This is a genomic window from Salipiger thiooxidans (assembly GCF_900102075.1).
Lineage (GTDB): Bacteria > Pseudomonadota > Alphaproteobacteria > Rhodobacterales > Rhodobacteraceae > Salipiger > Salipiger thiooxidans.
The window spans coordinates 162,627-186,940 of record NZ_FNAV01000004.1 but is presented as its reverse complement, the minus strand read 5'-3'; the positions used below and the strand labels follow the sequence as shown (position 1 = coordinate 186,940).

Annotated in this window: 21 protein-coding genes; 12 read left to right on the top strand and 9 right to left on the bottom strand. The window is 69.0% G+C overall.

Annotation, left to right across the window (positions count from 1 at the left end; translation table 11 throughout):
- The first annotated feature begins 29 nt into the window (after positions 1-29).
- Both BLQ77_RS07235 and BLQ77_RS07230 read left to right on the top strand, forming a co-directional pair.
- Positions 30-185, top strand: coding sequence for a hypothetical protein (locus BLQ77_RS07235; RefSeq protein ID WP_040384082.1), 156 nt, complete (start codon positions 30-32; stop codon positions 183-185).
- A 151-nt stretch (positions 186-336) separates the two neighbouring features.
- Positions 337-1,392 carry a flagellar motor switch protein FliG gene (locus BLQ77_RS07230; RefSeq protein ID WP_089957309.1) on the top strand — a complete coding sequence of 352 codons (1,056 nt, stop codon included), beginning with the start codon at positions 337-339 and terminating at the stop codon, positions 1,390-1,392.
- 254 nt (positions 1,393-1,646) lie between these two features.
- On the opposite strand, the gene BLQ77_RS07225 is transcribed toward BLQ77_RS07230, so the two are convergent.
- The 4 genes from BLQ77_RS07225 to BLQ77_RS07210 form a co-directional block, all read right to left on the bottom strand.
- Positions 1,647-3,329, bottom strand: coding sequence for a hydantoinase B/oxoprolinase family protein (locus BLQ77_RS07225; protein WP_089957307.1), 1,683 nt, complete (start codon positions 3,327-3,329; stop codon positions 1,647-1,649).
- Positions 3,330-3,555: 226 nt separating this feature from the next.
- Positions 3,556-5,616, bottom strand: coding sequence for a hydantoinase/oxoprolinase family protein (locus tag BLQ77_RS07220; protein WP_089957747.1), 2,061 nt, complete (start codon positions 5,614-5,616; stop codon positions 3,556-3,558).
- 47 nt (positions 5,617-5,663) lie between these two features.
- Positions 5,664-8,381: a molybdopterin-dependent oxidoreductase gene (locus BLQ77_RS07215; protein WP_089957304.1), complete on the bottom strand. Its 2,718-nt coding sequence runs from the start codon at positions 8,379-8,381 to the stop codon at positions 5,664-5,666.
- A complete protein-coding gene (locus BLQ77_RS07210; protein WP_089957300.1) occupies positions 8,371-9,213 on the bottom strand; it encodes an FAD binding domain-containing protein in 843 nt (280 codons plus the stop codon). Before BLQ77_RS07210 ends, BLQ77_RS07215 begins: the two co-directional genes overlap by 11 nt.
- Positions 9,214-9,564: 351 nt before the next feature.
- Here BLQ77_RS07210 and BLQ77_RS07205 point away from each other — a divergent pair, with 351 nt between their 5' ends.
- From BLQ77_RS07205 to BLQ77_RS07160, 10 genes are all read left to right on the top strand, one after another.
- Positions 9,565-10,992 (top strand): 6-hydroxynicotinate reductase, encoded by a 1,428-nt coding sequence (locus BLQ77_RS07205; RefSeq protein WP_242661655.1) that lies wholly within the window; start codon positions 9,565-9,567, stop codon positions 10,990-10,992.
- Positions 10,989-11,861 carry a UPF0280 family protein gene (locus BLQ77_RS07200; protein ID WP_089957293.1) on the top strand — a complete coding sequence of 291 codons (873 nt, stop codon included), beginning with the start codon at positions 10,989-10,991 and terminating at the stop codon, positions 11,859-11,861. Before BLQ77_RS07205 ends, BLQ77_RS07200 begins: the two co-directional genes overlap by 4 nt.
- Positions 11,854-12,438 carry an amino acid synthesis family protein gene (locus BLQ77_RS07195; protein WP_089957289.1) on the top strand — a complete coding sequence of 195 codons (585 nt, stop codon included), beginning with the start codon at positions 11,854-11,856 and terminating at the stop codon, positions 12,436-12,438. Before BLQ77_RS07200 ends, BLQ77_RS07195 begins: the two co-directional genes overlap by 8 nt.
- Entirely contained in the window at positions 12,435-13,013 is a 579-nt protein-coding gene (locus BLQ77_RS07190) for an amino acid synthesis family protein (RefSeq protein WP_089957286.1), read from the top strand. Before BLQ77_RS07195 ends, BLQ77_RS07190 begins: the two co-directional genes overlap by 4 nt.
- Before the next feature lie 52 nt (positions 13,014-13,065).
- Complete coding sequence (locus BLQ77_RS07185) at positions 13,066-14,136, top strand: aromatic ring-hydroxylating dioxygenase subunit alpha (RefSeq protein WP_089957283.1); 1,071 nt, start codon at positions 13,066-13,068, stop codon at positions 14,134-14,136.
- A gap of 61 nt (positions 14,137-14,197) precedes the next feature.
- Positions 14,198-15,406, top strand: coding sequence for an ABC transporter substrate-binding protein (locus tag BLQ77_RS07180; RefSeq protein WP_089957279.1), 1,209 nt, complete (start codon positions 14,198-14,200; stop codon positions 15,404-15,406).
- 210 nt (positions 15,407-15,616) lie between these two features.
- Complete coding sequence (locus BLQ77_RS07175) at positions 15,617-17,476, top strand: ABC transporter permease (protein ID WP_089957274.1); 1,860 nt, start codon at positions 15,617-15,619, stop codon at positions 17,474-17,476.
- Positions 17,473-18,243 (top strand): ABC transporter ATP-binding protein, encoded by a 771-nt coding sequence (locus tag BLQ77_RS07170; protein WP_008883806.1) that lies wholly within the window; start codon positions 17,473-17,475, stop codon positions 18,241-18,243. Before BLQ77_RS07175 ends, BLQ77_RS07170 begins: the two co-directional genes overlap by 4 nt.
- A complete protein-coding gene (locus BLQ77_RS07165) occupies positions 18,236-18,937 on the top strand; it encodes an ABC transporter ATP-binding protein (RefSeq protein WP_089957271.1) in 702 nt (233 codons plus the stop codon). The genes BLQ77_RS07170 and BLQ77_RS07165 overlap by 8 nt, the downstream gene beginning before the upstream one ends.
- Before the next feature lie 82 nt (positions 18,938-19,019).
- The gene (locus BLQ77_RS07160; RefSeq protein WP_089957268.1) at positions 19,020-19,472 is read left to right on the top strand and encodes a MarR family winged helix-turn-helix transcriptional regulator; all 453 of its coding nucleotides are present in this window, start codon (positions 19,020-19,022) and stop codon (positions 19,470-19,472) included.
- Between the two features lie 541 nt (positions 19,473-20,013).
- Here the strand turns inward: BLQ77_RS07160 and BLQ77_RS07155 are convergent.
- The 5 genes from BLQ77_RS07155 to BLQ77_RS07135 are packed head-to-tail and all read right to left on the bottom strand — an operon-like array spanning position 20,014 to position 24,219.
- Positions 20,014-20,682, bottom strand: a complete 669-nt coding sequence (locus tag BLQ77_RS07155) for a cysteine hydrolase family protein (protein WP_089957263.1) — start codon at positions 20,680-20,682, stop codon at positions 20,014-20,016.
- Positions 20,682-21,461 carry a 3-oxoacyl-ACP reductase FabG gene (fabG, locus tag BLQ77_RS07150; protein WP_008884084.1) on the bottom strand — a complete coding sequence of 260 codons (780 nt, stop codon included), beginning with the start codon at positions 21,459-21,461 and terminating at the stop codon, positions 20,682-20,684. Before fabG ends, BLQ77_RS07155 begins: the two co-directional genes overlap by 1 nt.
- Positions 21,462-21,505: 44 nt before the next feature.
- Positions 21,506-22,312 carry an ABC transporter permease gene (locus BLQ77_RS07145; protein WP_089957260.1) on the bottom strand — a complete coding sequence of 269 codons (807 nt, stop codon included), beginning with the start codon at positions 22,310-22,312 and terminating at the stop codon, positions 21,506-21,508.
- Between the two features lies 1 nt (position 22,313).
- On the bottom strand, positions 22,314-23,165 hold the full coding sequence (locus tag BLQ77_RS07140) for an ABC transporter permease (protein ID WP_008885587.1): 852 nt from the start codon (positions 23,163-23,165) through the stop codon (positions 22,314-22,316).
- The gene (locus tag BLQ77_RS07135; RefSeq protein ID WP_089957256.1) at positions 23,152-24,219 is read right to left on the bottom strand and encodes an ABC transporter ATP-binding protein; all 1,068 of its coding nucleotides are present in this window, start codon (positions 24,217-24,219) and stop codon (positions 23,152-23,154) included. Before BLQ77_RS07135 ends, BLQ77_RS07140 begins: the two co-directional genes overlap by 14 nt.
- Positions 24,220-24,314: the final 95 nt, after the last annotated feature.

Here is a 24,314-nt window from a genome sequence, read left to right as displayed (position 1 = left end):
GTTGAAGCACGCCAAACGGAGGACGCAAGATGACGATCAAGGCTCTTCTGACCGCCGCCGCACTCATCGCGGCCCCACTGTCGGCGAGCGCAAACTGTATGGGACACAGCGACGCGCGCATGACGTGTGCCGACGGCACCGTCTTCGACTCCGTGTCCGGAACCTGCAAGGTTGTTTCGGGCTGACGTACCTCTCACGGGACACCACGAGGCGGCCGTTCGCGGCCGCCTTATCCGTTTGTTTTTCCCGCATCCGCCGGCATCGGACCGCCCCGCGGTGAGGCTTCGTTAACCCAGCCGCGGTAGCACTTGGGCATCCCGACCGGAGCGATCCAAGATGCCGAATCTTTCCCCGTTCGCAGCACTTCCGGGCCCGATGGGCGGTCCCGCGGGGCTCACCCGCCGCGCCAAGGCGGCGATCATCGTGCAGTTCCTGCTGAACGAGGATGCGGATGTGCCGCTGTCCTCGCTGCCCGACGACCTTCAGGCCGAGCTCACCCAGCAGCTCGGGCGCATGCGCTACGTCGACCGCGAGACGCTGAACCAGGTGATCGAGGAATTCGCCGACGAGCTCGAGAGCGTCGGCATGTCCTTTCCGGGCGACATGGCGGGCGCGCTGTCGGCGCTCGACGGCAGGATCAGCCACCGCACCGCCGCGCGCCTGCGCAAGGAGGCAGGCGTGCGCCAGACCGGCGACCCGTGGGAACGGATCAACAAGCTCGACGAGGAACGGCTCGAGGCGCTGGTAGTGGGCGAGTCGATCGAGATCGCCGCCGTGATGATGTCGAAGATCGACACCGCCAAGGCCGCCAAGGTCATCGCCCGCCTGCCTGGCGACCGAGCCCGCCGGATCTCCTACGCGATCTCGATGACCGCGGGCGTCAGCCCCGAGGCGGTGGACCGCATCGGCCTGTCGCTGGCCGCGCAGCTCGACGCCGAGCCGCCCAAGGCCTTCGAGAAGAAGCCCGACGAACGGGTCGGCGCGATCCTCAACTACGCGGCCAGCGCCAAGCGTGACGAGCTGCTGGAGGGGCTGGAAGAGACCGACAGGGAGTTCGCCGAGAGGGTGCGCAAGGCGATCTTCACCTTCGCCAACATCCCCGAGCGTCTCAAGAAGTCGGACGTGCCCAAGATCACCCGCGACGTGCCTACAGACGTGCTCGCCACCGCCATCGCCTCCGCCTCCTCCGAGGCCGAGATGGCGGCGGTGGAGTTCATGCTCGAGAACATGTCCAAGCGCATGTCGGGCTCCCTCCGCGAAGAGGCGGCGGGCATGTCGGTCAGCGCCAAGAAGGGCGAGGCGGCGATGAACCAGGTGATCTCAGCCATCCGCGACCTCGTCGCCGCCGGCGAGGTCGAACTCAAGGACCCCGACGCCGACGACGAGGACTAGGCGCCGCAGAGCCTACGGGCCGAGGGCCGTGTTCTCGGGGCCTTGGGGGCCAGTGCCCGGGCCATGGGGCTCGGGCACCGGGTCTCGGGCACTGGGTCTCGGGCCATGGGGCATTTCGGAAAGACACCGGACCGCGTGTCCTCCGTGGAGAGCGCACGATCGCCGCGGGTCAGGAGATGCCGGCGACCGGACAGGGAGGGACGACCGGGGAGATCGGTTCCGGGCGCACGCCGCGAGCCCCTGCCCCCTCGAGGTCAGGCGCCGCCGAACAGCGCCTCGGCTTCCTCGGCCGTGTAGCGCCCGAGCCGGACGTCCTCGGCCACCAGCGCACGGTCGCGCGTCGCAGGATCGCCATAGCCGCCGCCGCCGGGTGTCTTCACCCGTACCCGGTCGCCCGCCGCCAGCGAGATGTCCTGCGCCTTGGAGAGGTGCTCGGGCGTGAAGCTCTCGCCGCCCCGCGTCACCCGCACCTCGTTCACCGCGCCGTCTCCTCCGCCGAGCACGCCCTGCGGCCCGAAGCGGCCGTGGTCCATCACGAAGCTCGCCCGCGCGTGTCCCCTGAGGATCTCGACCTCGTAGTCGAGCCCGAAGCCGCCGCGCTGCGCGCCCGCCCCGCCCGACCCCTCGCGCAGGGCGTAGCGGTGGTAGAGCACCGGGAACTGCTGCTCCATGATCTCGACCGGCGGCGCCTTCGAGATGCCGATGGTCGAGCAGCCGTTCGAGATGCCGTCGCCGCCCGCGTAGCCGCCGTAGCCGCCACCCGAGATCTGGTACATCACGTAGCTCTGGCCGGTCTCCGGCACCTCGCCGCCAAGCGCGAAGTTGCCGGACGAGCCCGCGGGGGCCGCGCTGACCTTGCCCGGCAGTGCTTCGACCAGCGCCGCGAACACCGCCTCGGCGATGCGCTGGCTGACCTCGGCGGCACAGCCCGAGACCGGGCGGGGGTAGCGGGCATCGAGGAAGGTGCCCTCGGGGCGCAGCACGGTCAGGGGCTCGAAGGCGCCGGCACTGATCGGCACGTCGGGGAAGATGTGCCGCATGGCGAGGTAGACCGAGCTCAGGGTGGTGGCGATGACCGAGTTCATCGGGCCCTGGCAGGGCGGGCTGGAGCCTGCGAAATCGAAGCTCAGCCGCTCGCCGTCGGCGGTGATCGCGAGCCTGATCTCGAGCGGTTCGTTCACCACGCCGTCGCTGTCGATATAGGCGGTGGAGCGGTAGACGCCCGGCGGGATCTGGGCGATCTGCGCCCGCATCTGCTCGGCCGCGCGGCTGCGCAGCTCGCCGATGGCCTCGCGCACCGTGTCGTCGCCGTAGCGGTCGAGCATCCGGGTCAGCCGCGCCTCGCCCACGTAGAGCGCCGCGGCCTGCGCCTTGACGTCGCCGATGCGCTGGTCGGCGACGCGGATGTTGGAACAGATGATGGCGTAGATCTCGGGATCGAGCTCGCCGTCCTTGAAGAGCCGGACGGGCGGCAGGCGCAGCCCTTCCTGCTCGACCGAGGTGGCCGAGGCCGAGAATCCGCCTGGCACCGCGCCGCCGGTGTCGGGCCAGTGGCCGGTGTTGGAAAGCCAGCAGAAGATCTCGCCGTTGCGCCAGACCGGCATGGCGAAGCGCACGTCCATCAGGTGGGTGCCGCCGAGATAGGGGTCGTTGACGATGTAGATGTCCCCCGGCTTCGGCGCGACGACCTTGCCCTCTTTGATCATCCTGATCAGCGTGGCGGTGGAATACTGCATGACGCCCACGAAGACCGGCAGGCCCTGCGAGCCCTGCGCGATCAGGCTGCCGTCCTCGGCCGAGTAGATGCCGTCGGAGCGGTCGTTGGCCTCGGCGATCACCGGCGAGAAGGCCGCCCGCGAGAAGGACAGGTCCATCTCGTCGCAGACCTGCTGCAGACCGGACTGGATGACGGTGAGGGTGATGGGATCGAGCGTCATGGTCTGACCTCCCGGCGTTGCAAGGGCGGAGATGCCGGATGCCTCCGGCGGGAGTTTATCCGGCAAGATGAAGACCGGGACGCGGTGCCCTGCCCTTGTCCTGGCCGGAGATGGTCCACGGCGGGCGGGTGGGCTGCCTGGAGGTCTTGCGTGGGGCTGTCCTGTCCGCCCTCGGGTGGGGTCCAGGGGGCGGGGTGAGGCCAGCTGGAGAGAGGGGCTGGGGGCATCATGCGCGCTCTCCCACGGTCACGACCAGGTTGCCGTCCGCGTCCTGCGTGGCGGTGTCGCCGGGTTCGAGCACCAGCGTGCAGTCCATTTGCTCGACGATGGCCGGGCCCGCGAGGTCGGCGTCGAGCGGCAGGTGGTCGCGCCAGTAGACCGGGGTCTCGGTCCAGTCTTCGAAGAACACCTGCCGCGTGCCGGTCTGCGCCTCGGCCAGCGTCGGCTTGCGCCCGGAGCCGTCGATCAGCGCCGCGAGGTCGATCTCTGGGCGGCGGCCGATGACCGAGCTGTTGACGTTGACGAGCGCCGGGCGGATCTCGGGGAGCTTGACCTGGAAGCGTCTGAAATAGGCCTCTTCGAAGAGCGCCTGCAGATCCGCGCGCGTGGGCGCGGCGTCGGGCAGCGGCACCCGCAGGAGGTGGGTCTGGCCGATGAAGCGCATCTCGACCGAGTGGGTGATCTTCTCCTCGGCGATCTCGACCCGCTCGCGGCCGATGGCGGCGCGGCCATCCGCCACCTGCCGGGCGAAGAGCGCGTGCACCTCGTCCATGTCGCAGGCGTCGAGCGGCTTGTTGACCGTGGCCACGTAGTCGTGGCGCAGGTCGGCCACGATGCAGCCGAGCGCGTTGGTGATGCCCGGGCGCGCCGGCACCAGCACCCGCGGCACGCCCAGTTCGCGGGCGATGGCGCAGGCGTGCAGCGGTCCCGCCCCGCCGAAGGCGAAGAGCGCGAAGTCGCGCGGGTCCTCGCCCAGCGAGATCGACACCATGCGCACGGCGTCGGCCATCTTGGCATTGGCGATCTTCAGCACCGCCGCCGCGGCCTCGGGCGCGCCGAGCCCCAGCGGGCCGCCTAGCTTCGTGGCGAAGGCCTCGCGGATGGTGTCGAGCGACACGCCCCCGGCCCCGGTGTTGAGCCGCTCGGGGTTGAGCCGGCCGAGCAGCATGTTGGCGTCCGAGATCGTGGGCTCGGTGCCGCCCTTGCCATAGCAGATTGGCCCCGGGGTCGAGCCTGCCGAGTCGGGGCCCACCTGCAGGAGCCCCGCCGCGTCGACGCGGGCGATCGAGCCGCCGCCCGCGCCCACGGTGCGCACGTCCACCATGGGGACGTGGATGGGCATCGCGTATTCGATCTCGATCTCGTGGCTGACGGCGGGATCGGCGCCACGGATCATCGCGACGTCGGTGGAGGTGCCGCCCATGTCATAGGTCAGAAGGTCGGGAATGCCGGCGCGGCGCCCGGTATAGGCGGCGGCCATGACGCCCGAGGCGGGCCCCGACATCACCGTCTTGGCGGCCTCCTCGGCGACGATGCGGGCCGAGACCATGCCGCCGTTGCCGTTCATCACCAGAAGGTCACGGTCGTAGCCGCGTTCCGAGAGCTTGTCGGCGAGGCGCTCGACGTAGCGGCGCAGCAGCGGCTGGACGCTGGCGTTGACCGCCGCGGTGACGCCGCGTTCGAACTCGCGGCTTTCCGAGATCAGCGCGTGGCCCATGGTGATGTTGCCGTTCGGCCAGATCTCGCGGGCGATCTCGCGGGCGCGGAGCTCGTGCGCGGGGTTGGCATAGGAGTGCAGGAAGTGGATGACCAGCGCCTCGCAGCCCTTGTCGACGAGGCCGGCCAGGGCCGCGCGCAGGGCGTCCTCGTCGAGGGGCGCGTATTCCGAGCCGTCCGCCAGCATCCGTCCCGGCACCTCGAGCCGCAGATCGCGCGGGATGATCGGGCGGAACTGGCCGGTCATGCCGTAGGCGTGGGGCCGCGTGCGGCGTCCGAGCTCGAGCACGTCGCGGAAGCCCAGCGTGGTCACGAGGCCGGTCTTGCAGAGCTGGCGTTCCAGCACCGCGTTGGTCGTGGTGGTGGTGCCGTGCACGATCAGGTCGAGCGCAGCGGCATCGACCGACGCCGCGTCCAGCGCTGCCAGAACGCCCTTCGACTGGTTGTCGAGCGTCGTCGGCACCTTGGCGAGCTTCACCCCCCGCGCCTTGCTGTCGTAGTAGACGAGATCGGTGAAGGTCCCGCCCACGTCGATCCCGGCGAAGGTGCCGGTCAGGGTCTTTTCGGTCATCTCGGGGGCCTTTCCTGCGGCCGTCTTCGGGTCTTCTGCGTCGAGCATCATGCGCCCGTCCCCACGGCGAGGATCGCCGCGCGCACCTTGTCGGGCGTTGCGGGCAGATGGTGGATGCGCGCGCCGGTGGCATGCGCGATGGCGTTGAGCACCGCGGGCGCGGTGGGGATGAGGCAGTGCTCGCCCAGCCCCTTGGCGCCATAGGGGCCGTGCATGTCGCCCGACTCGACGATCAGGCTTTCGATCGGGGGCACGTCGCCGATGGTGGGGATCAGGTAGTCGTGCAGGTTCTCGGTGCGGCCGGGAAGGAACTCTTCCATCAGCGCAAGCCCGATGCCCTGTGCCACGCCGCCCTCGATCTGGCCCTCGACCAGCAGCGGGTTGATGGCCTTGCCGACGTCATGGGCGGCGACGATGCGCAGCAGCTTCACGGTGCCGAGCGCGGTGTCGACTTCCAGTTCGCACATCTGCGCCGCGGTGCCGAAGACAGCGTAGGGATCGCCCTGCCCGTTCTTGTCGAGCGGCGAGGTCGGCGGGTCGTAGCTCTCGACCGCCTCCAGCGCGTATTCGCCCTCGTGCGACAGGTCCACGCGCACGGTGTTGCCCGCGTCGGTGAGCTCGATGGCGCCGTCGCCAAGGCGGATCACCGCCTCTTCAGAGACGTTGCCCAGCCGCAGGATCTGCGCCCGCAGCGCCTCGCCGCAGAGCCTTGCAGCGTTGCCCGAAATGTAGGTCTGGCGACTGGCCGAGGTCTTGCCCGCGTCCGGGGTGATGTCGGTGTCGGGACCCACCAGCGTGATGTCCGCGACCGCGACGCCGAGCGCCTGCGCGAAGATCTGGGTGATGACGGTATTGGAGCCCTGCCCGATGTCCACCGCACCCTGGTGCAGGCGCAGCTCGCCTGTGGGCGTGATGCCCGCGCGGATGGTCGAGGGATTCGACATCGAGGTGTTGCCGCAGCCGTACCAGCCCGCCGCGACGCCGACACCGCGCTTCTTCACGGCGCTGGTGTCGTTGAAGGCGGCGGCCTCGGCCAGCGCCCGGGTCCAGTGCGGGGTCAGCGCGTCGAAACAGGCGTCGATGCCCATGCCACGCTCGAAGACCTGCCCGGTGACGGTCGGGTCGCCGTTCTCGAGGCAGTTGCGGCGGCGGAATTCGAGCCGGTCGATGCCCAGCTTTTCGGCCATGATGTCGTAGAGCTGTTCCTGCGCCACCGCCGATTGCGGCACGCCGAAGCCGCGGAAGGCACCGGCGGGCGCGGTGTTGGTGTGTATGCCCGCGCTCCTGGCCTCGTAGTTGGGGGTCTTGTAGGGGCCGGACGCGTGGATCGGCACGCGGTTGGCCACCGTGGGGCCCCAGCTTGCATAGGCACCGGTGTTGAAGACGCCGTCGAAACGCGCGGCCACGATGCGGCCCTCGGCGTCGGCGCCGATCTCCATGTGGACCTGGCTCGGGTGGCGCTTGGTCGAGGTCGAAATCGACTCGATGCGGGTGTAGGCGATGCGCACGGGGCGGTTCAGCTTCCACGCCGCCAGCGCCACGAAGGGCTGCGCGGTGAGGTCGAGCTTGGAGCCGAAGCCGCCGCCCACCGCCGTCGGCAGGATGCGCACATCCGCCGCCGACATGCCCATGATCGAGGCGATGCCATCGCGGTTCATGTAGGGCGCCTGCGTGCAGCAGCGGATCTCGAGCCGGTCGCCGACGCGCCGGGCCGAGGCGGCCTCGGGCTCGATGTAGCCGTGTTCGATGAAGCCGGTGGAGAAGTCGCCCGACACCACATGCGCCGCCCCGGCCAGCGCGCCTGCCGCATCGCCGCGCGCCACGTAGCCGCGGCACATGACGTTGGCCTCGCGGCCCTCGTGCAGCAGCGCGGCCCCGGCGGCACCTTCGGGGGTAAGCACAGAGGGCAGCTCCTGCCAGCTCACCGGGAAGGGCTCCATCCCGGCCAGCGCCTCGGCAGAGCCCACGACGGCTGCCACGGCCTCGCCCTTGAAGCGGGTCTCGGTCTCGGCAAAGAGCGGCTGGTCCTCGAAGCCGGGGATCACGCCGAAGCGGTTCTCGCCCGGCACGTCGGCGGCGGTCAGCACCAGCGTGAGGCCGTTTTCTTCGGTGAAGCGCTCGAGGTCGCCGAAGCTGAAGGAAGCGCGGTGGTAGGGCGAGCGGATCGCCTTCACCACCAGCGCGTCACCCGGCGCCACGTCGTCGCCGAAGCGCTCGGTGCCCGAGACCTTGGGCCAGCCGTCGAGCCGCGCGATCGGCGCGCCCACACCGCCCTCGGCAAGCGGTGCCGTGTCCGAGGCGTCGAGCACCGCGGCGATGATCTTGCGGTAGCCGGTGCAGCGGCAAAGCACGCCGCCGAGCGCGTCCGAGACGCTCTCTTCGGTCAGCGCCTCACCCGAGCGCAACAGCGCCACGGCCGAGACCATCATGCCCGGCGTGCAGATGCCGCATTGTGCCGCCTGATGGCGTTGGAAGCTCTGCGCCAGCCGCTCGGCCAGCGGATCGTCGGCCACCAGCCCGGCCTGGGTATCCACGGTGCGGCCCTGCACCTGGCCCGCCGCCATCATGCAGGCGCAGACCGGGTCGCCGTCGACCAGCACGGTGCAGGCGCCGCAATCACCGGCGTTGCAGCCGACCTTGACGTCGCGGGCGCCAGCGACTTCGCGCAGCAGCTCCGAGAGGCGCACGGTGGGTTCGGCGGGAACGGTGATCTCGGCCCCGTTGAGGGTGAAGCCGATATGGCCCTGTGGTGCATCAAGCGACATGGGATGCCTCCTTTTCGACGGCCAGAGCGACGGCGCGCGCGACCAGCGTCGCCACCGCCTCGCGGCGGTAGCCGGCACGGGCGCGCACGTCGTCGATGGGGCTCAGTTCGGGGTAATCGTAGCCCAGGATCACTGGCTCGGCGGCACCGGCCCCGCAGCCGGCGAGCAGGGATTCCAGCCCTTCCAGTCGCCGCGCCACCGGCGAGCAGGCGCCCACCGCGATGCGCGCCGAGGCGATGCGCCCGGCCTCGACCGCGACCACGGCCGAGACCATGGCGATGGAGATCACGAGGTAGCGCCGCGCACCCAGCTTGAGGAAGGCGCCCGAGCCCGCGACGTCGGGGATCAGCACGGCGGTGACGATTTCGCCCGGGGCCAGTTCCGTTGCGCGCGGGCCGGTGATGAACTGCGCGAGCGGCAGCACGCGCGTGCCCGTGCCCGTGGCCAGCTCGACCGAGGCGTCGAGCGCCAGCAGCGCCGGCACCCCATCCGCCGCGGGCGAGGCGTTGCAAAGGTTGCCCGCCACGGTTCCGGCGTTCTGGATCTGCACAGAGCCCACCTCGCGCGCCGCGGCCCCCAGCCCGTCGAAGAGCGGCGGCAGCTCGGCCCGGGCCACCTGCGTCCAGCTCGTGGCCGCGCCGATGCGCCAGCCCGAGCCGTCTCGGGTGATGCCGCGCAGCCCCGCCACCCGGGTCAGGTCGACCATTTCGGAGGGAGGCACGCCATCGCGCAGCGCCGGGTAGAGGTCGGTGCCGCCTCCCAGTGCGACCGCCGCGCCGCCCCCCATGAGCGACAGCGCGTCGTCCAGTGTTTCGGGTCGGTGCAGGGACATGGGCGATTCTCCGGGCGTGTCGCTGGGTGAGTCCAGGAATGTCTGTTTATCGTTCGCATACAAACGAAGGTGGGTTACGCTAGGCGGGCGCGGCGAGATCTGTCAATCGGCTTGAACAGGCTTCCGCCCGGCACCCGTGCGATTGCTGAAAATCTCACCACAGACCCGGCGCGCCGTCACGCGGCGTTTCGACTCGCTTGACAGAAAACCCCGGCATGTGCGTTCGTATACAAACGAATTGACGTCCCCATGCCAGCGACAGGAGCGCGCGACGTGACGGCAGAGACCTCCCCGGTGAAACGCGGCACCGCCGACAAGCCCGAAAAGATTCGCTGCGATGCCTGTCCGGTGATGTGCTACATCGCCGAGGGCCGCGCCGGGGCCTGCGACCGCTACGCCAACGAGAACGGCGAGCTGGTGCGTCTCGACCCGCTGACGATTCTCGAGAACTCCGACACCCCGGTTGTGCCCTTCCTCGAGCGCGAATGGGACGGTGACATCGTTTCGGGCGACGAGGCCTTCATCACCGCCGTGGGCTCGGGCACGACCTATCCCGACTACAAGCCCGCGCCCTTCATCGTGGCCTCGAAGACCGCGGATGCGGACATGATCACCGTGGTGACCGAGGGGATCTTCTCGTACTGCGGCGCCAAGGTGAAGATCGACACCGACCGCCACCTCGGCTCGGAATGCGCCTGGGTGCGCTCCGAGGGCGAGATCATCGGCCATGTCACCACCTCGGAATACGGCTCGCAGATGCTGTCGCTCGGCGGGGTCAACCACCTCACCGGCGGGTCCAAGAAGGAGGGCCGCGCCACCTGCTCCGCCCTGCTCGCGCTCTGCAACGGCGAGAGCGTACAGCTCAGCATCGACAACGGCGCCGAGCTCGAAATCGCCGCGGGACAGGCGCCCATCGTCAACGGCCAGACCGAAGAGCGCATGCGCGTCGGCTGCGGTTCGGCCACGGTCGGCATGTTCGCGGCGCAATGGCAGGGACTCGTGGACGAGGTCGTGGTGGTCGACGACCACATCACCGGCGTCATGTCCGAGCACCAGGCCGGCAAGGTCATCGGCTGGAAGCCCACCGGCATCAAGATCAAGGGCCGCCGCTCGACCCCGGGCCGCTACTTCCAGGTGGCCGAGCCCGGCACCGGCTGGGGCGGCACCGATCTCACCGACCCGCTGGCAATCCTCGACAAGTGGAAGCCCGAGGCGTGGCCGGGCCTGTCGATCCTCATGGTCTCGACCACCGGCGAGAACGCCGCCTACTACGAGCTGAACGACGATCTCGTGCCGGTGCAGAAGGACATGCCCGAGCGGCTGCGCCCCTCGGTCCAGCGCATCGAGGAAAACTGCGAGCCCTCGCTGGCCTCGGTGCTCTTCATGGCCGGTGCCGGCGGGTCGCTGCGCTCGGGCGTGACCGAGAACCCGGTCTCGCTCACCCGCTCGGTGCAGTCGCGGCTGACCCGCGTCACCTGCGGCGGCGCGCCGGTGATGATGTGGCCGGGCGGCGGCATCACCTTCATGTCCGACGTGACGCAGATGCCGAAGAACGCCTTCGGCTACGTGCCGACCCCTGCCCTCGTCGCGCCCATCGAGTTCACCATGTCGCGCGCCGATTACCAGGCGCTTGGCGGCCACATGGACTACGTCATGCCGCTCGAGGATGCACTGAAGGGTGTCACCGGACGGCAGAGCGACCACCGCCTGTCGGGCCGCCGTTCGGAGAGCCGCAAGAAGGGCGCGCCGTGGCCGGTCGGCAAGGAGCCCGCGAAATGAGCTTCCACGAAACCCCCGTCGTGCGCATGGCCCGCGACGGGCGGATGCGGCTCACCCACGGGCCGATCGACCTCATCCTCACCGCCGAAGGGCCCGCCGAGGCCGCCCGTGACGCCCTGCGCCGGGCACACGAGGCCTTCGAGCCGGTGCTCCACGAGCTCTGCGCCGAGCTGCCGCGCCTGCGCGCGGCCCATGGTCCGGCGCCGCGCGGTGCGGTGGCCCGCCGCATGCAGAACGCGACCGATCTCTTTGCACCGGCCTTCGTCACCCCGATGGCGGCGGTGGCGGGCTCTGTCGCGGACCACGTGCTGGCCGCGATGCTGGTGCCCGGGCACGGCCTGACCCGCGCCCATATCAACAACGGCGGAGACATCGCGCTCTGGACCGCCGCGAAGCCCCTGCGTCTGTCGATCTGCGAGGACCCGATCATCCGCGCCCCCGGCGGGCGGGCCGAGATCGGCCCCGACGACGGCATCGGTGGCGTCGCCACCTCGGGCTGGCGCGGCCGCTCGCATTCACTGGGCATCGCCGACGCCGTCACCGTGCTGGCCCGGGACGCGGCGCTCGCCGACGTGGCCGCCACGCTCATCGCCAATGCCGTGGACCTGCCCGGCCACCCCGCCGTGACCCGCGCCCGCGCCTGCGACCTGTCCCCCGACAGCGACCTTGGCGCGCTCGCGGTCACCACCGGGGTCGGCCGCCTTACCGCCTCCGAGGCGCGCGAGGCTCTGGCCAAGGGCCATGCGCTGGCCCAGAATTACATCAGCCGGGGTCTCATCCGTGCCGCCTGCCTTGCGCTGGCGGGCGAGCGGACGGCCCTCGGTGACACGATTACAGAAATTACCGAAGAGGAAGCCCTCCATGCCTGAGGTGAAGGTCCGCAAGACGCTGGTCCAGGTCGAAACCATCCTGCACGAGGGCGGCCCTGCCCCCGAGGTGCCGCAGAAGCGCGCCGCCGCCATTGCGGTGGTCGAGAACCCCTACGCGGGCGGCTATGTCGAGGACATCCAGCCCTTCATGAAGGATCTCGAGCCTCTGGGTGCCAAGCTGGCGCAGATGTGCATCGACGCGCTCGGTGGCGATGCCTCGCTGATCGAGGGCTACGGCAAGGGCGCCATCGTCGGCGTCAACGGCGAGATCGAGCATGGCGCCCTCTGGCACGTACCCGGCGGATACGCCATGCGCGACAGCATCGAGAAGAGCATGGCCATCGTGCCCTCGACCAAGAAGGTCGGCGCCGCGGGCACCCGGCTCGACGTGCCGGTGACCCACACCAACGCCTCTTACGTGCGCACCCATTACGACGCGGTCGAGGTCGGCGTGCCGGACGCGCCGCGCCCCAACGAACTGGTGCTGGTGCTGGTCATGACCACCGCAGGCCGCATCCACGCGCGCATCGGCGGCCTCACCAAGGACCAGATCAAGGGCGAGGACGGGCTCCGTTGAAGCTGCGCAAGATCGTCACCCTGGTCGAGGAGACCCGGACGGAGATGGGCCGCGAGGTCTCTCCCCCCGCCCGCCGGTCCCTCGCCGCGGCGGTCATCGCCAACCCCTTTTCCGGGATCTGGGCCGAGGACCTCTCGGAGCTGATCGAAACCGGCGAGGCGCTTGGCAAGCTTCTGGGCGACGAGGCGCTGGCCGCGCTCGGCTGCGCGGCCAATGAGGTCGAGGGCTACGGCAAGGCGGCGCTGGTGGGCGAGCTGGGCGAGCTGGAACATGCGGCCGCCCTCCTGCACCCGAAGCTGGGCGCGCCGCTGCGCGCGGTGATCGGCGGCGGCAAGGCGCTGGTGCCTTCGTCCAAGGCCATCGGCCGCGCCGGCGAGATCCTCGACGTGCCGCTCGGCCACAAGGACGCGGCCTATGTGCGCAGCCACTTCGACGGCATGCGCCTGCGTATCAGCGATGCCCCGCGCCCGGGCGAGATCGTCGTCGCGGTGGCGCTGCAACAGACCGGACGACCGCTGCCCCGCGTGGGCGGCCTGACACATGACGAGATCGAGGGCGCAGACGGGCTGCGCTGACACACCATACCATACGCCGCACGACCAAGCGTTGGAGCAAGGGAGAACGACGATGACGAATTTCGTGAAGAACGCCTGGTATGTCGCTGGCTGGTCGACGGAAATTGATGACGAGCTTCGCCGCTTCACCATCCTTGGCGAGCACGTGGTGATGTTTCGCAAATCGGACGGCAGCGTCGCCGCGCTCGAGGACCGCTGCCCGCACCGGCTGCTGCCGCTGTCGAAGGGCAAGCGCATCGGTGACACGGTGCAATGCGGCTATCACGGCCTGACCTTCGACTGCTCGGGCGCCTGCGTGCGTGTCCCCGGCCAGACCAACCTGCCCAAATCCGCCTATGTCGAGGCCTATCCCATCGTCGAGAAGCACGGCATCGTCTGGATCTGGATGGGCGATGCAGAAAAGGCCGACCCCGAGGCGGTCTTCGACATGCCCGAATTCACCGACCCCGGCTGGGCCGCCCACCATGGCGACGCGCTGCACCTGAAGTCGAACTACCTCAACGTGGCCGAGAACCTCGTCGACCCCGCGCATGTGAGCTTCGTGCACCCCACCACGCTCGGCAATGCCGCGTCCGAGAACGTGCCGGTGCACGTGCAGACCGAGGGCGAGGCCATCGTCGCCTGGCGCTGGATCCGCGACGCCGAGCCCATCGGCTTCTTCAAGGCCTTCGGCGGCTTCACCGGCAACGTCGACCGCTGGCACTACTACTACCTCTACACCCCCTGCACCGCGGTGATCGACTTCGGCTCCATCGAGACCGAAAAGCACTGCGCCGAGGAGGACCGCGACCAGGGCGTGCGCATCTTCGCGCTGCACTTCATGACGCCGGTGACCGAGACCTACACCATCGACCGCTGGATGCACCTGCGCAACACTGCCACCGACGACCCCGAGGCGGCGGCACGCATGGACACGATGTTCCGCAAGGCCTTCGCCGAGGACAAGGAAATCCTCGAGGCGGTGCAGGAGGAAGAGATCCGCCCGCAGAAGCGCCGCCCGATCCGCATCGCCATCGACAAGGGCCCCCTTGTCTACCGCAAGCGCATCAACGAACTTCTCGAACTGGAACGGACCGAGGACATCGCCTCGGACCCTTCTCCCGCTTTCGTTTACCACGATTAACCGGCACAAAGACCGGGCGACACGGGGTCAACGAACCCCACCAACAGGAGAGACGCACACAATGAACCTCATCAGACGCACCGTGCTCGGCATGGCCGCGGCCGCCGCGCTGGCCCCTGCGGCAGCCCTCGCGCAGGACACGATCAAGGTCGGCGAGATCAACCACTACAAGCGCATGGCGGCCTTTGCCGAGCCCTACAAGAAGGGCATCGAGCTGGCGCTGAGCCAGATCAACGGCGACGGCGGCGTGCTCGGCAAGGATCTCGAGTTCGTCTTCCGCGACGACCAGGGCGACCCGGCCGAGGCGGTGAAGATCGCCGAGGAGCTGATGACCCGCGAGGGCACGGTGATGTTCACTGGCACCATCCTCAGCCACGTGGGCCTCGCGCTGTCGAGCTTCGCCGCCGAGAAGGGCTACCTCTACCTCGCCTCCGAGCCGCTGGCCGACAGCCTCGTCTGGGGCTCGGGCAACCCCTACACCTTCCGCCTGCGCGCCTCGACCTGGGTGCAGGCCGCGATGCTGGCCGAAGAGGCCGCCAAGACCGACGCCGTCAAGTACGCCACCATTGCGCCCAATTACGCCTACGGGCAGGACGCCGTGGCCGCCTTCAAGGAGAACCTGACCCGGCTCAAGCCCGACGTCGAGTTCGTGGCCGAGCAGTGGCCGGCGCTCTTCAACATCGACGCCGGCGCCGAGGTGCAGGCCATCGAACGCGCCAAGCCAGACGCCATCTACAACGTCACCTTCGGCACCGACCTCGCCAAGCTGGTGCGCGAAGGCGGCGACCGCGGCCTCTTCGACGGCCGCTCGGTCTACGGCCTTCTCACCGGCGAGCCCGAGTACCTCGAGCCGCTCGGCGACGAGGCCCCCGAGGGCTGGTACGTCACCGGCTTCCCCTGGTACGGCTTCGAGGACGGCACCCCGGGCAAGACCTTCGTCGACGCCTATGTCGAGGCCACCGGCGAGACCCCCAAGATCGGCAGCCTCGTGGGCTACATGACCGCGCAGTCGATCGCCGCCGCCATCAACAAGGCCGGCGCCACCGACACCGCCTCGCTGGTCGCCGCCTTCGAGGACCTCAAGGTCGAGGGCACGCCCATCGGCGAGCTGAGCTACCGCGCCATCGACAACCAGTCGACGCTCGGCGCCTGGGTCGGCACCACCGCGCTCGAGGACGGCAAGGGCGTCATGGTGGACTGGGAATACAAGAACCCGGCCCCCTACATGCCCAGCGACGAGGACATCAAGGCGATGCGCCCCGCGGAATAAGCGCGGCGGGGGCGCCCGAAGCGCGGCGCCCCTCCTTCATCTTGCCAGACAAACTCCGGGGTGAATTGGCGCGGTACGCGCCAAGAGGGGCAGAGCCCCTCGCCACGGCCGGGACGCAGGGCGACAGCCCCGCCCCCGGATCCCCCGTCGCACCCCGGCCGACGCGCGGCACCCGATGCGTCGTGCTGCACAAGGAAAGTCCCCCGGACCATGGCCTTCTTCCTCGCCCAGTTCCTGACCGGGCTCGCCAACGCGGCGGCCCTCTTCCTCGTCGCCTCCGGCCTGTCGCTGATCTTCGGCGTCACCCGGATCGTCAACTTCGCCCACGGCTCCTTCTACATGCTGGGCGCCTTCATCGGCGTCACGCTGATGGAGATCCTGCCCGGCCATGTCGGCTTCTGGGGCGCGATCCTGCTCACCGGCCTCGCCGTAGGGCTGATCGGCGCCGTGGTCGAGATGGTGGTGCTGCGCCCGATCTACCGCGCGCCCGAGCTGTTCCAGCTCGTCGCCACCTTCGGGGTGATCCTGGTGATCCAGGACCTCGCGCTGATGATCTGGGGCGCCGAGGACCGCATGGGCCCGCGCGCGCCCGGCCTGCGCGGTGTCTGGCGCATCTTCGGTGAACCGGTGCCCAAGTACGACATCGTGCTCATCGCCATCACCCCCTTCATCCTCTTTGCGCTGTGGTACCTCATCACCCGCACAAGGCTCGGCGTGCTGGTCCGCGCCGCGACCCAGGACCGCGAGATGGTGGGTGCGCTCGGCGTCAACCAGGCGTGGCTCTTCACCGGCGTCTTCGCGCTCGGCTCGGCGCTGGCGGGGCTCGGCGGCGCGCTGCAGCTGCCCAAGGGCGGCGCCGACCTCCTGATGGACTTCAACATCATCGGCGCGGTCTTCGTGGTGGTGGTGATCGGCGGCATGGGCTCGCTGCCCGGAGCCTTCATCGCCGCGGTGCTGATCTCGGTGCTCAACGTCTTCGGCGTCACCTACCTGCCCCAGTCGACGCTGGTGCTGATGTACGTGGTCATGGCCATCGTGCTCATTGTCCGCCCCTACGGCCTGCTCGGCCGCGAGGAGGTGGCGGGCGAGCACGGCCAGGTCGGCGCGCCCGAGACCCCCATCCGCCCCTACGGTCCGCTCGGCATGGCGCTGGTGGCGGCGCTGATCGCGGCACTGGCGATCGTGCCCGTCTTCGCGGAACAGTTCGTGATGACGCTGATCGTCGACATGATCATCTTCGCGCTCTTCGCCGCGTCGCTGCACTTCATCCTCGGCTCCGGCGGGCTGGTGAGCTTCGGCCACGCCGCCTTCTTCGGCGGCGGCGCCTATGCCGCGGCGCTGCTGGTCTACCACACCGACACGCCGATGGAGCTTGCCTTCCTCTTCGCGCCGCTTGCCGCCGGCCTGCTGGCGCTGGCCATCGGCTGGTTCTGCATCCGGCTCACCGGCGTTTACTTCGCCATGCTCACCCTCGCCTTCTCGCAGCTTGTCTGGTCCGTCGCCTTCCAGTGGCGCGACGTCACCCGCGGCGACGACGGTCTGGTGAACATCTGGCCCGCCGAGTGGCTGAACGCCCCCGCGCCCTTCTACTATTTCACCCTTGCGCTCGGCGTCGGCGGCATCGTGTTCCTGCGCCACGTCATCCACTCGCCCTTCGGCTACGCCCTGCGCGCCGGCCGCGACAGCCCGCGCCAGGCCGAGGCGACCGGCATCGACGTCAAGCGCGTGCAATACGCCGCCTTCGCGCTCGCCGGCGCGATGGCGGGGCTCGCGGGCGGGCTCTTCGTCTTCTCCAAAGGCTCGGTCTTCCCAACCACGCTCGAGATCGGCGAGAGCTTCGACGCGCTCATCGTGGTCTTCCTCGGCGGCGTGAAGACGCTGGCCGGGGGCGTCGTCGGCGCGGGCTTCATGACCGTGGTCGAGGACTGGCTCACCCGGCTCGAATACTGGCGCCTGCTGCTCGGCCTCGTGATCATCGCCGTGGTGATCCTGATGCCCGAGGGCATCGTAGGCTCGCTGCGGACGCTCTGGAACCGCCTGCGCCATACCGACGAGGAGGAAGTGCGATGACCGAGATCCTGCGCGTCGAGAACCTCAGGAAAAGCTACGACGGCTTCCTTGCCGTCAACGGCGTCAGCTTCAGCGTGGCGCAAGGCGAGCTGAAGGCCCTGATCGGGCCCAACGGCGCGGGCAAGTCCACCTGCTTCAACATGCTGATGGGCCAGCTCAGGCCCACCTCGGGACAGGTGTTCTTCGATGGCGAGAACATCACCGGCCACAAGCCCCGCGACATCTGGCGCCGGGGCGTGGGCCGCACCTTCCAGATCACCGGCACCTACCAGTCGATGACGGTGATCGAGAACGTGCAGATGGCGCTGATGTCGCATCACCGCAAGATCTTCTCCATCGCCCCACGGGCGTGGAAGCTCTACCGCGACGAGGCCTTCGAGTTCCTGCGCACCGTGGCGATGGAAGAGCAGGCCGACCGCCCCTGCTCGATCCTCGCCTACGGCGATCTCAAGCGGCTCGAGCTCGCCATCGCGCTCTGCCACCGGCCGCGGCTTCTGCTGATGGACGAGCCCACCGCCGGCATGGCGCCCTCGGCGCGGATCGAGCTCATGCAGCTCACCGCCGACATCGTGCGCGAACAGGGCGTCTCGGTGCTGTTCACCGAGCACGACATGGACGTGGTATTTGCCCATTCGCATCACATCATGGTGCTGAACCGGGGCGAGCTGATCGCGGACGGCAACGCCGCGCAGGTCCGCAACAACCCGCAGGTGCAAGAGGTCTACCTCGGCGGCGGCACGCTCTTCAAGGAGGACAGCCATGCTTAGCGTCGAGCGCATCCACAGCTACTACGGCAAGGCGCACATCCTGTCGGACCTCAGCTTCGAGGTCCGCCGCGGCGAGGTGGTGGCGCTGCTGGGCCGCAACGGCGCCGGCAAGTCGACGACGATGAAGTCGGTGATGCAGCTGGTGCGGCCGCGCCAGGGGCAGGTCACCTTCCAGGGCCGCAACCTGGTGGGCGAGCCCGCCTTCCGCGTCGCCAAGACCGGCATCGGCTACGTGCCCGAGGACCGGCGCATCTTCACCGACCTCACCGTGATCGAGAACCTCGAGGTCGGGCGCCAGCCCGCCCGCAAGGACGCCCCGCACTGGACCGTCGAGCAGCTCTTCCAGATCTTCCCCAACCTCTCGGAGCGGCGCGGCAACCGTGGCAAGCACATGTCGGGCGGCGAGCAGCAGATGCTGACCATCGCCCGGACGCTGATGGGCAACCCGTCGCTGCTGCTGCTGGACGAACCCTCCGAGGGCATCGCCCCGGTGATCGTCGAGCAGATGGCGGCCACAATCCTGCGGCTCAAGGCCGAGGGGCTGACGGTGATGATCTCGGAACAGAACCTGCATTTCGCCCGCGCCGTGGCCGACCGTGCCATCATCATCGAAGGCGGCGAGAAGAAGTTCGACGGCAGTTTCACCGAGCTCGAAGCCCATCCCGAGATCAGGGACGCCTATCTGTCGGTGTAAAACGGTGCCAACCATACGCTTCCGGATTGTCCTTGGGGTGAAATGCCGGTAGGGCAACATGCCTTAAAGGAGAACCTTGCCCGTGGATGACATCCCCAAAGCCCGCACCAGCGCCGATCACGGCTACCTGCTGGACGAGCAGATCGGATTCCTGCTGCGCAAGGCCTACCAGCGCAACTCGACGATTTTCGCCGAGACGGTTCCCGGCAAGCTGACGCCCACGCAGTTCTCGGTGATGCACCGGCTGGCCGAGGACGGGCCGATGTCGCAGAACCGGCTGGGCCGCTCGGTGGCGATGGACGGGGCGACCACCAAGGGCGTGGTCGACCGGCTGATCGCCCGCGGCCTGCTTCAGACCGCGCCCGATCCCGACGACCGCCGCCGCCATCTCGTGTCGCTGACCGCCGACGGCGTGACGCTGATCGACGAGGCGGTGGACGCCGCCATCACCGTCAGCACCGAAACCACGGCCCCCCTGCGCGAGCGCGAGAAGGAGACGCTGCTGCGTCTCCTGAAGAAGATCGGCGGCGACTGAGCCACGGTGGATCCGCCGGGACTGCCGCAGGCGCGTTGCCGGTTCCTGTGACGGGGTCTTGCGGAGCCTCCCCCGGCAGCCTCGCCGGTTCCGACGCACTGCCTCGCTCAGTCCGCTCTTGCTCCGGGTGGCCGCGTCTGTTCCCCAGCGTTGCCTTACCCCGACGCCACAAGGTCCAGATGCGGCGCATCCGTGTCCGTGCCGCAAGGTCGAGGCGCGACTTCACCGCCTCGTTGTCCCGGCGTCAGGCACCGCCCCTCCGCGCCACACGCTGAAGAGCCTCCCCCGCTTGGCCTTCTCCGATAAAACACCCGGCACCTCGGGCACGACGGCCCCGGACCAGGCTGTCAGGTCAGGGCGGCCGTCATCGCGCGGCGGACACGCGAAGGGCACGAAACCAACCCTCGGGGAGCTCCAGCACTTTCGATGTCAGGTCAGGGCGACGTCCCGCCCCGAGGGAAGACACCCGCGCTCGGCGCAGACACCTGTCCCCCGGCACGGGGTCAGGGCCACGTCCCGCGAAGGTCCGCCTCACCCCAGCTCAGGCGAGGAAGCCCTTCACCTCGGCGCTGCTCACCACGTGGCAGTAGATCATGTTGATGATCCGCAGCTCGGCCTCGTGCAGTTCGCGTGTCGCGGCGGCGCAGCAGTCCTCGACCACCACCACGCCGAAGCTCTCGTCTGCGAGGCTTCGCACCGAGGACGAGATGCACTGGTCGGTGAAGATCCCCGCCACGATCACGTCCTTGATGCCCATGTTGTGCAACGCCATCCGCAGGTTGGTCCCCGTCAGCGCCGAATCCGTGGTCTTGGTCACCACGATCTCATCCCCCACCGGCCCCACCGCGTCGACGATCTGGGAATCCTCGCGGTCCTTGGGCAGCAGCAGGTAGTTGAACCCCGGCTTCTTCTGGCTCAGCGAACGGTCGCGGCCGTCTTCCTTGAGGCAGGCGATGCGGGCGTGGATGACCTCGATGCCGTTGTCGCGGGCCCAGGCCTGCAGCTTCGCGGTGTTGGGAATGACCACCTCGTGCATGCGCTCGAAGAACGGCGCCCAGCGGCGCGCCTCGGCCGGGTCCTCGGGCAGGTCGAGGTAGGTGTTCTGGATGTCGATGACCAGAAGCGCCGTGCGCGGCGCCTCCAGCACGATGTCCTCGGGCTCGTCGGCGGTCTCGTAGTAGAAGCTGCGCCAGTCGGTCTTCCAGCCCATCAGATTTCCCCGATCGCCTCGAGGCTCTCGGGCAGGATCTGCCCGCCGTCCACCACGATCTGCTGGCCGGTGATGTAGCCCGCCTCGTCGGAGGCGAAGAACAGCGCCGCGTTGCCGATGTCCTCGACCGCACCCAGCCGCTTCAGCGGGATCGAGGCGGCCATGGTCTCGAGATAGTCCTCGCCCAGATCCTGCAGCCCCTCGGTGTAGATGTTGCCCGGCATCACCGCGTTGATCGTGGTGCCGTAGCGCGCAAGCTCCATCGCCGCGGTCTTGATGAACCCCAGCTGGCCCGACTTCGACGCGCCGTAATGCGACCAGCCCGGGTAGCCGGTCACCGGCCCGGTGATCGACGAGGTCAGCACCACCCGGCCCTTGCCCGCCGCCTCGAAGATCGGGATGCAGGCCTTCACGCAGAGAAAGCTCGACTTGAGGTTCACCGACATGACGTAGTCCCAGTCGTCGGGGGACATGTCGACCATCTTCTTCTGCGGGAAGATCCCGGCGTTGGCGCAGAGGATGTCGACGCCGCCGAAGGCGCCCACCGTGGCCGCGACCATGGCCTGAACCGAGGTCCAGTCGGCCACGTCGGTCGGATGCCACGCCGCGGTGCCGCCCGCCGCCTCGATCTCGGCCACCGCGAGCTTGGCGGAATCCTCGCCCCGGGCAGCGATCATGACCTTGGCGCCCTGCGCGGCGAAGACCTTGGCGATGCCCTTGCCGATCCCCTTGGACCCGCCGGTGACGATCACCGATTTTCCGGCAATGGATGTGAGCATGTGTCTGTTCCCTGTCTTTTCAGTCTGTTATGCATTTCTGTCGTTCAGGCGTTCCGCGCCGCGCGGGCGCGCTTGAAGATGAGCGCCGCCGTTAGCCCCAGCGCGAGCAGCACCGCCGAGGTCCCCACGGTCAGGATGCCCACCGTCGGCACCAGCGGCGAATAGCCCGAGACCATCTTGGCATAGAGCCATTCCGGCAACGTGCTGTCTGCCCCCGTCGTGAACAGCGACAGCGGAAAGTTGCCCCAACTCAGGAGGAAGGCGAAAAGCCCGGCCGAGATCACCCCCGGCATCAGCAGCGGGATGGTCACCTCGCGCAGCGTGTCCCAGGTGGTGGCGCCCATGTCGCGGGCGGCCTCCTCGAGCGCGGGATCGAAGCTGTAGGCGCGGATCGAGATCACCAGCGTGGCGATGGGGGCGATCCAGACGAGATGCGCCACCACGGCGGTCTTCCACGACGGGATGATGCCCACGGTGTTGAACCACATCAGCAGCGCCAGCCCCAGCACGGTCTGCGGGAAGAAGATCGGCAGCAGGATGAGCTTCTGGTAGGCCTTGCGGAAGCGCCACGAGTAGCGCGCGAAGGCGAGCGCGCCCAAGAAGCCTATGACCATGCTCAGCACCGTGACGATGCCCGCGACCTTGAGCGAGACCAGCAGCAGGTCGCGCACCGTGTCCGAGGCCAGCGCCTCGCCGTACCAGTCGTAGGCATAGCGCCGGATCGGGAAGGTCAGGTAGCGCGCCTTGGAGATCGAGGCGAGCCCCACCGACACCAGCGGCAGGTAAAGGAAGGCCAGCACCGCGCAGCCGTAGGCCACCAGCAGCCAGCCCATCAGGCGGGAGGTCCTCATCTCAGCGTCTCCCCATCATGCGGTCGAGATCGGCCCGACCGATGCCCCAGATCGCGATGCCGCCCACGATGACGATCAGCACCATCGCGAGCGCGGCCCCCAGCGGCCAGTTCTGGCCGTAGGTGAATGCCGTCTCGACCTCCTCGGCGATGACGATGACAGCCTGCCCGCCCAGAAGCTTGGTCTCGGCCAGCGCCCCCGCCGCCAGCACGAAGGTCAGCAGGCTGCCCACGAGGATGCCGGGCATGGCCAGCGGCAGCTCGATCTCGCGGAAGATCTGCCAGCGCGTGGCGCCAAGGTCGAAGGCCGCGGCACGGGCGTCCTCGGGCACCATGGCGATGCCCTGCGCCAGCGGGAACAGCATGAACGGCAGGTAGACGTAGCAAAGCCCGAAGACGATCACCGGCACGTTGTAGAGCAGCCCGTCGAAGCCGGTGCCGGTCCACGCGCGGATGTAGCCCTCGACCAGCCCTCCCTTCATCAGCGTCAGAACCCAGCCGAAGAGCCGGATGTTCTCGGACACGAAGAGCGTCATCACCACGCCGATGGTCAGCACCAGCGAGAACCGCCCGAAGACCTTGGCCATGCCGTAGGCGAGCGGCCAGCAGACCACGAAGAGGATCAGCGTCGCCGCCATCGACATGCCCAGCGACCACGCCACGGTCTTCCAGTAGCCCTGCGTGATCACCGTGTAGTAGGCGCTGAAATCCGGCATGTTCCAGATGCTGAAGACCTTGGGCGGCATGGTCGAGAAGGCCGCGACCAGCAGGATCGGCGCCAGGAAGGCCACCGCCAGGAAGACCCCGATCGGCAGCGCGTAGAGAAGCCCGAGCTGGCGGTCACGCCGCTGCATCGCGGGCCTCCGGCGCGATCAGGTGACAGGCCGAGGTGCCGAAGCCCATGACCACCGGCGCGCCGGGGCCACCCACCGCGTTCTCGCGCAGCACCTCGACGGTGACCGGGGCCGCGCCTTCGCGCGCCACGGTGTACTGCACCCGGCTGCCCAGCAGGTACTCCGACTCGATGATGCCCTCGAGCGCCACGTCCGCCTCCTCGCCCGGGGCCAGCAGCGCGACGCTTTCGGGGCGCACCACCAGCGTGCCGGTCTGGCCCACGAAGAGGTTCGACGCCCGCGGCCCGAAGCGCAGCCCCGGCACCCGGCCGTCGACCATGTCGAAGAGGTTCACCTCGCCCATGAACTCGGCCACGAAGCGCGAGCGCGGGCGGGCGTAGATCTCGGCCGCGGGGGCGATCTGCTCGAAGCGGCCCGCCTTCATGATGGCGATGCGGTCGGACATGACCATCGCCTCCTCGAGGCTGTGGGTGATGTAGATGAAGGTCTTGCCGGTGCGCCGGTGCAGGTCCTTCAGCTCTTTCTCGAGCGTCTTGCGAAGCCGGTAGTCGAGCGCCGAGAGCGGCTCGTCGAAAAACAGGATCTCGGGGTCGAATGCCAGCGCGCGGGCCAGCGCCACGCGCTGCTTTTCGCCGCCCGAGCATTCGTCGATGCGCTTGTCGTAATAGCTCGCCGGCAGCCGCAGCAGCTCGAGCAACTCCAGCGCACGGGCCTTGCGGGTGGCGGGCGCCACCTTGCGCAGCTTCAGCGGAAACTCGATATTCTGCCCCACCGAGCGGTGCGGGAAAAGCGCCAGCGACTGGAACACCATGCAGGTCGGGCGCTTGTTGGCAGGCACCGCGTCGATGCGGCTGTCGCGCAGCCAGATTGCGCCCTCGGTAGGCTCGTCCATGCCCACCAGCAGGCGGATAAGGGTGGTCTTGCCGCTGCCCGACGGGCCCACGATGGCGAGGAACTCGCCGTCGCGGACGTTCAGGTCGATGCCGTGCAGGGCGGTGAACTCGTTGAACCGCTTGGTGAGCGCGTTGATCCGCAGGATCGGTTGGTCGCCCATGGTGCCTCTTGGTCTTAGGGGTCTGGATCAGGTCGGGATCGGCGGGGGTCCGGAACAGGCCGAAGGCCCCGCGCGGGCCGCATGGACGCGCGCGG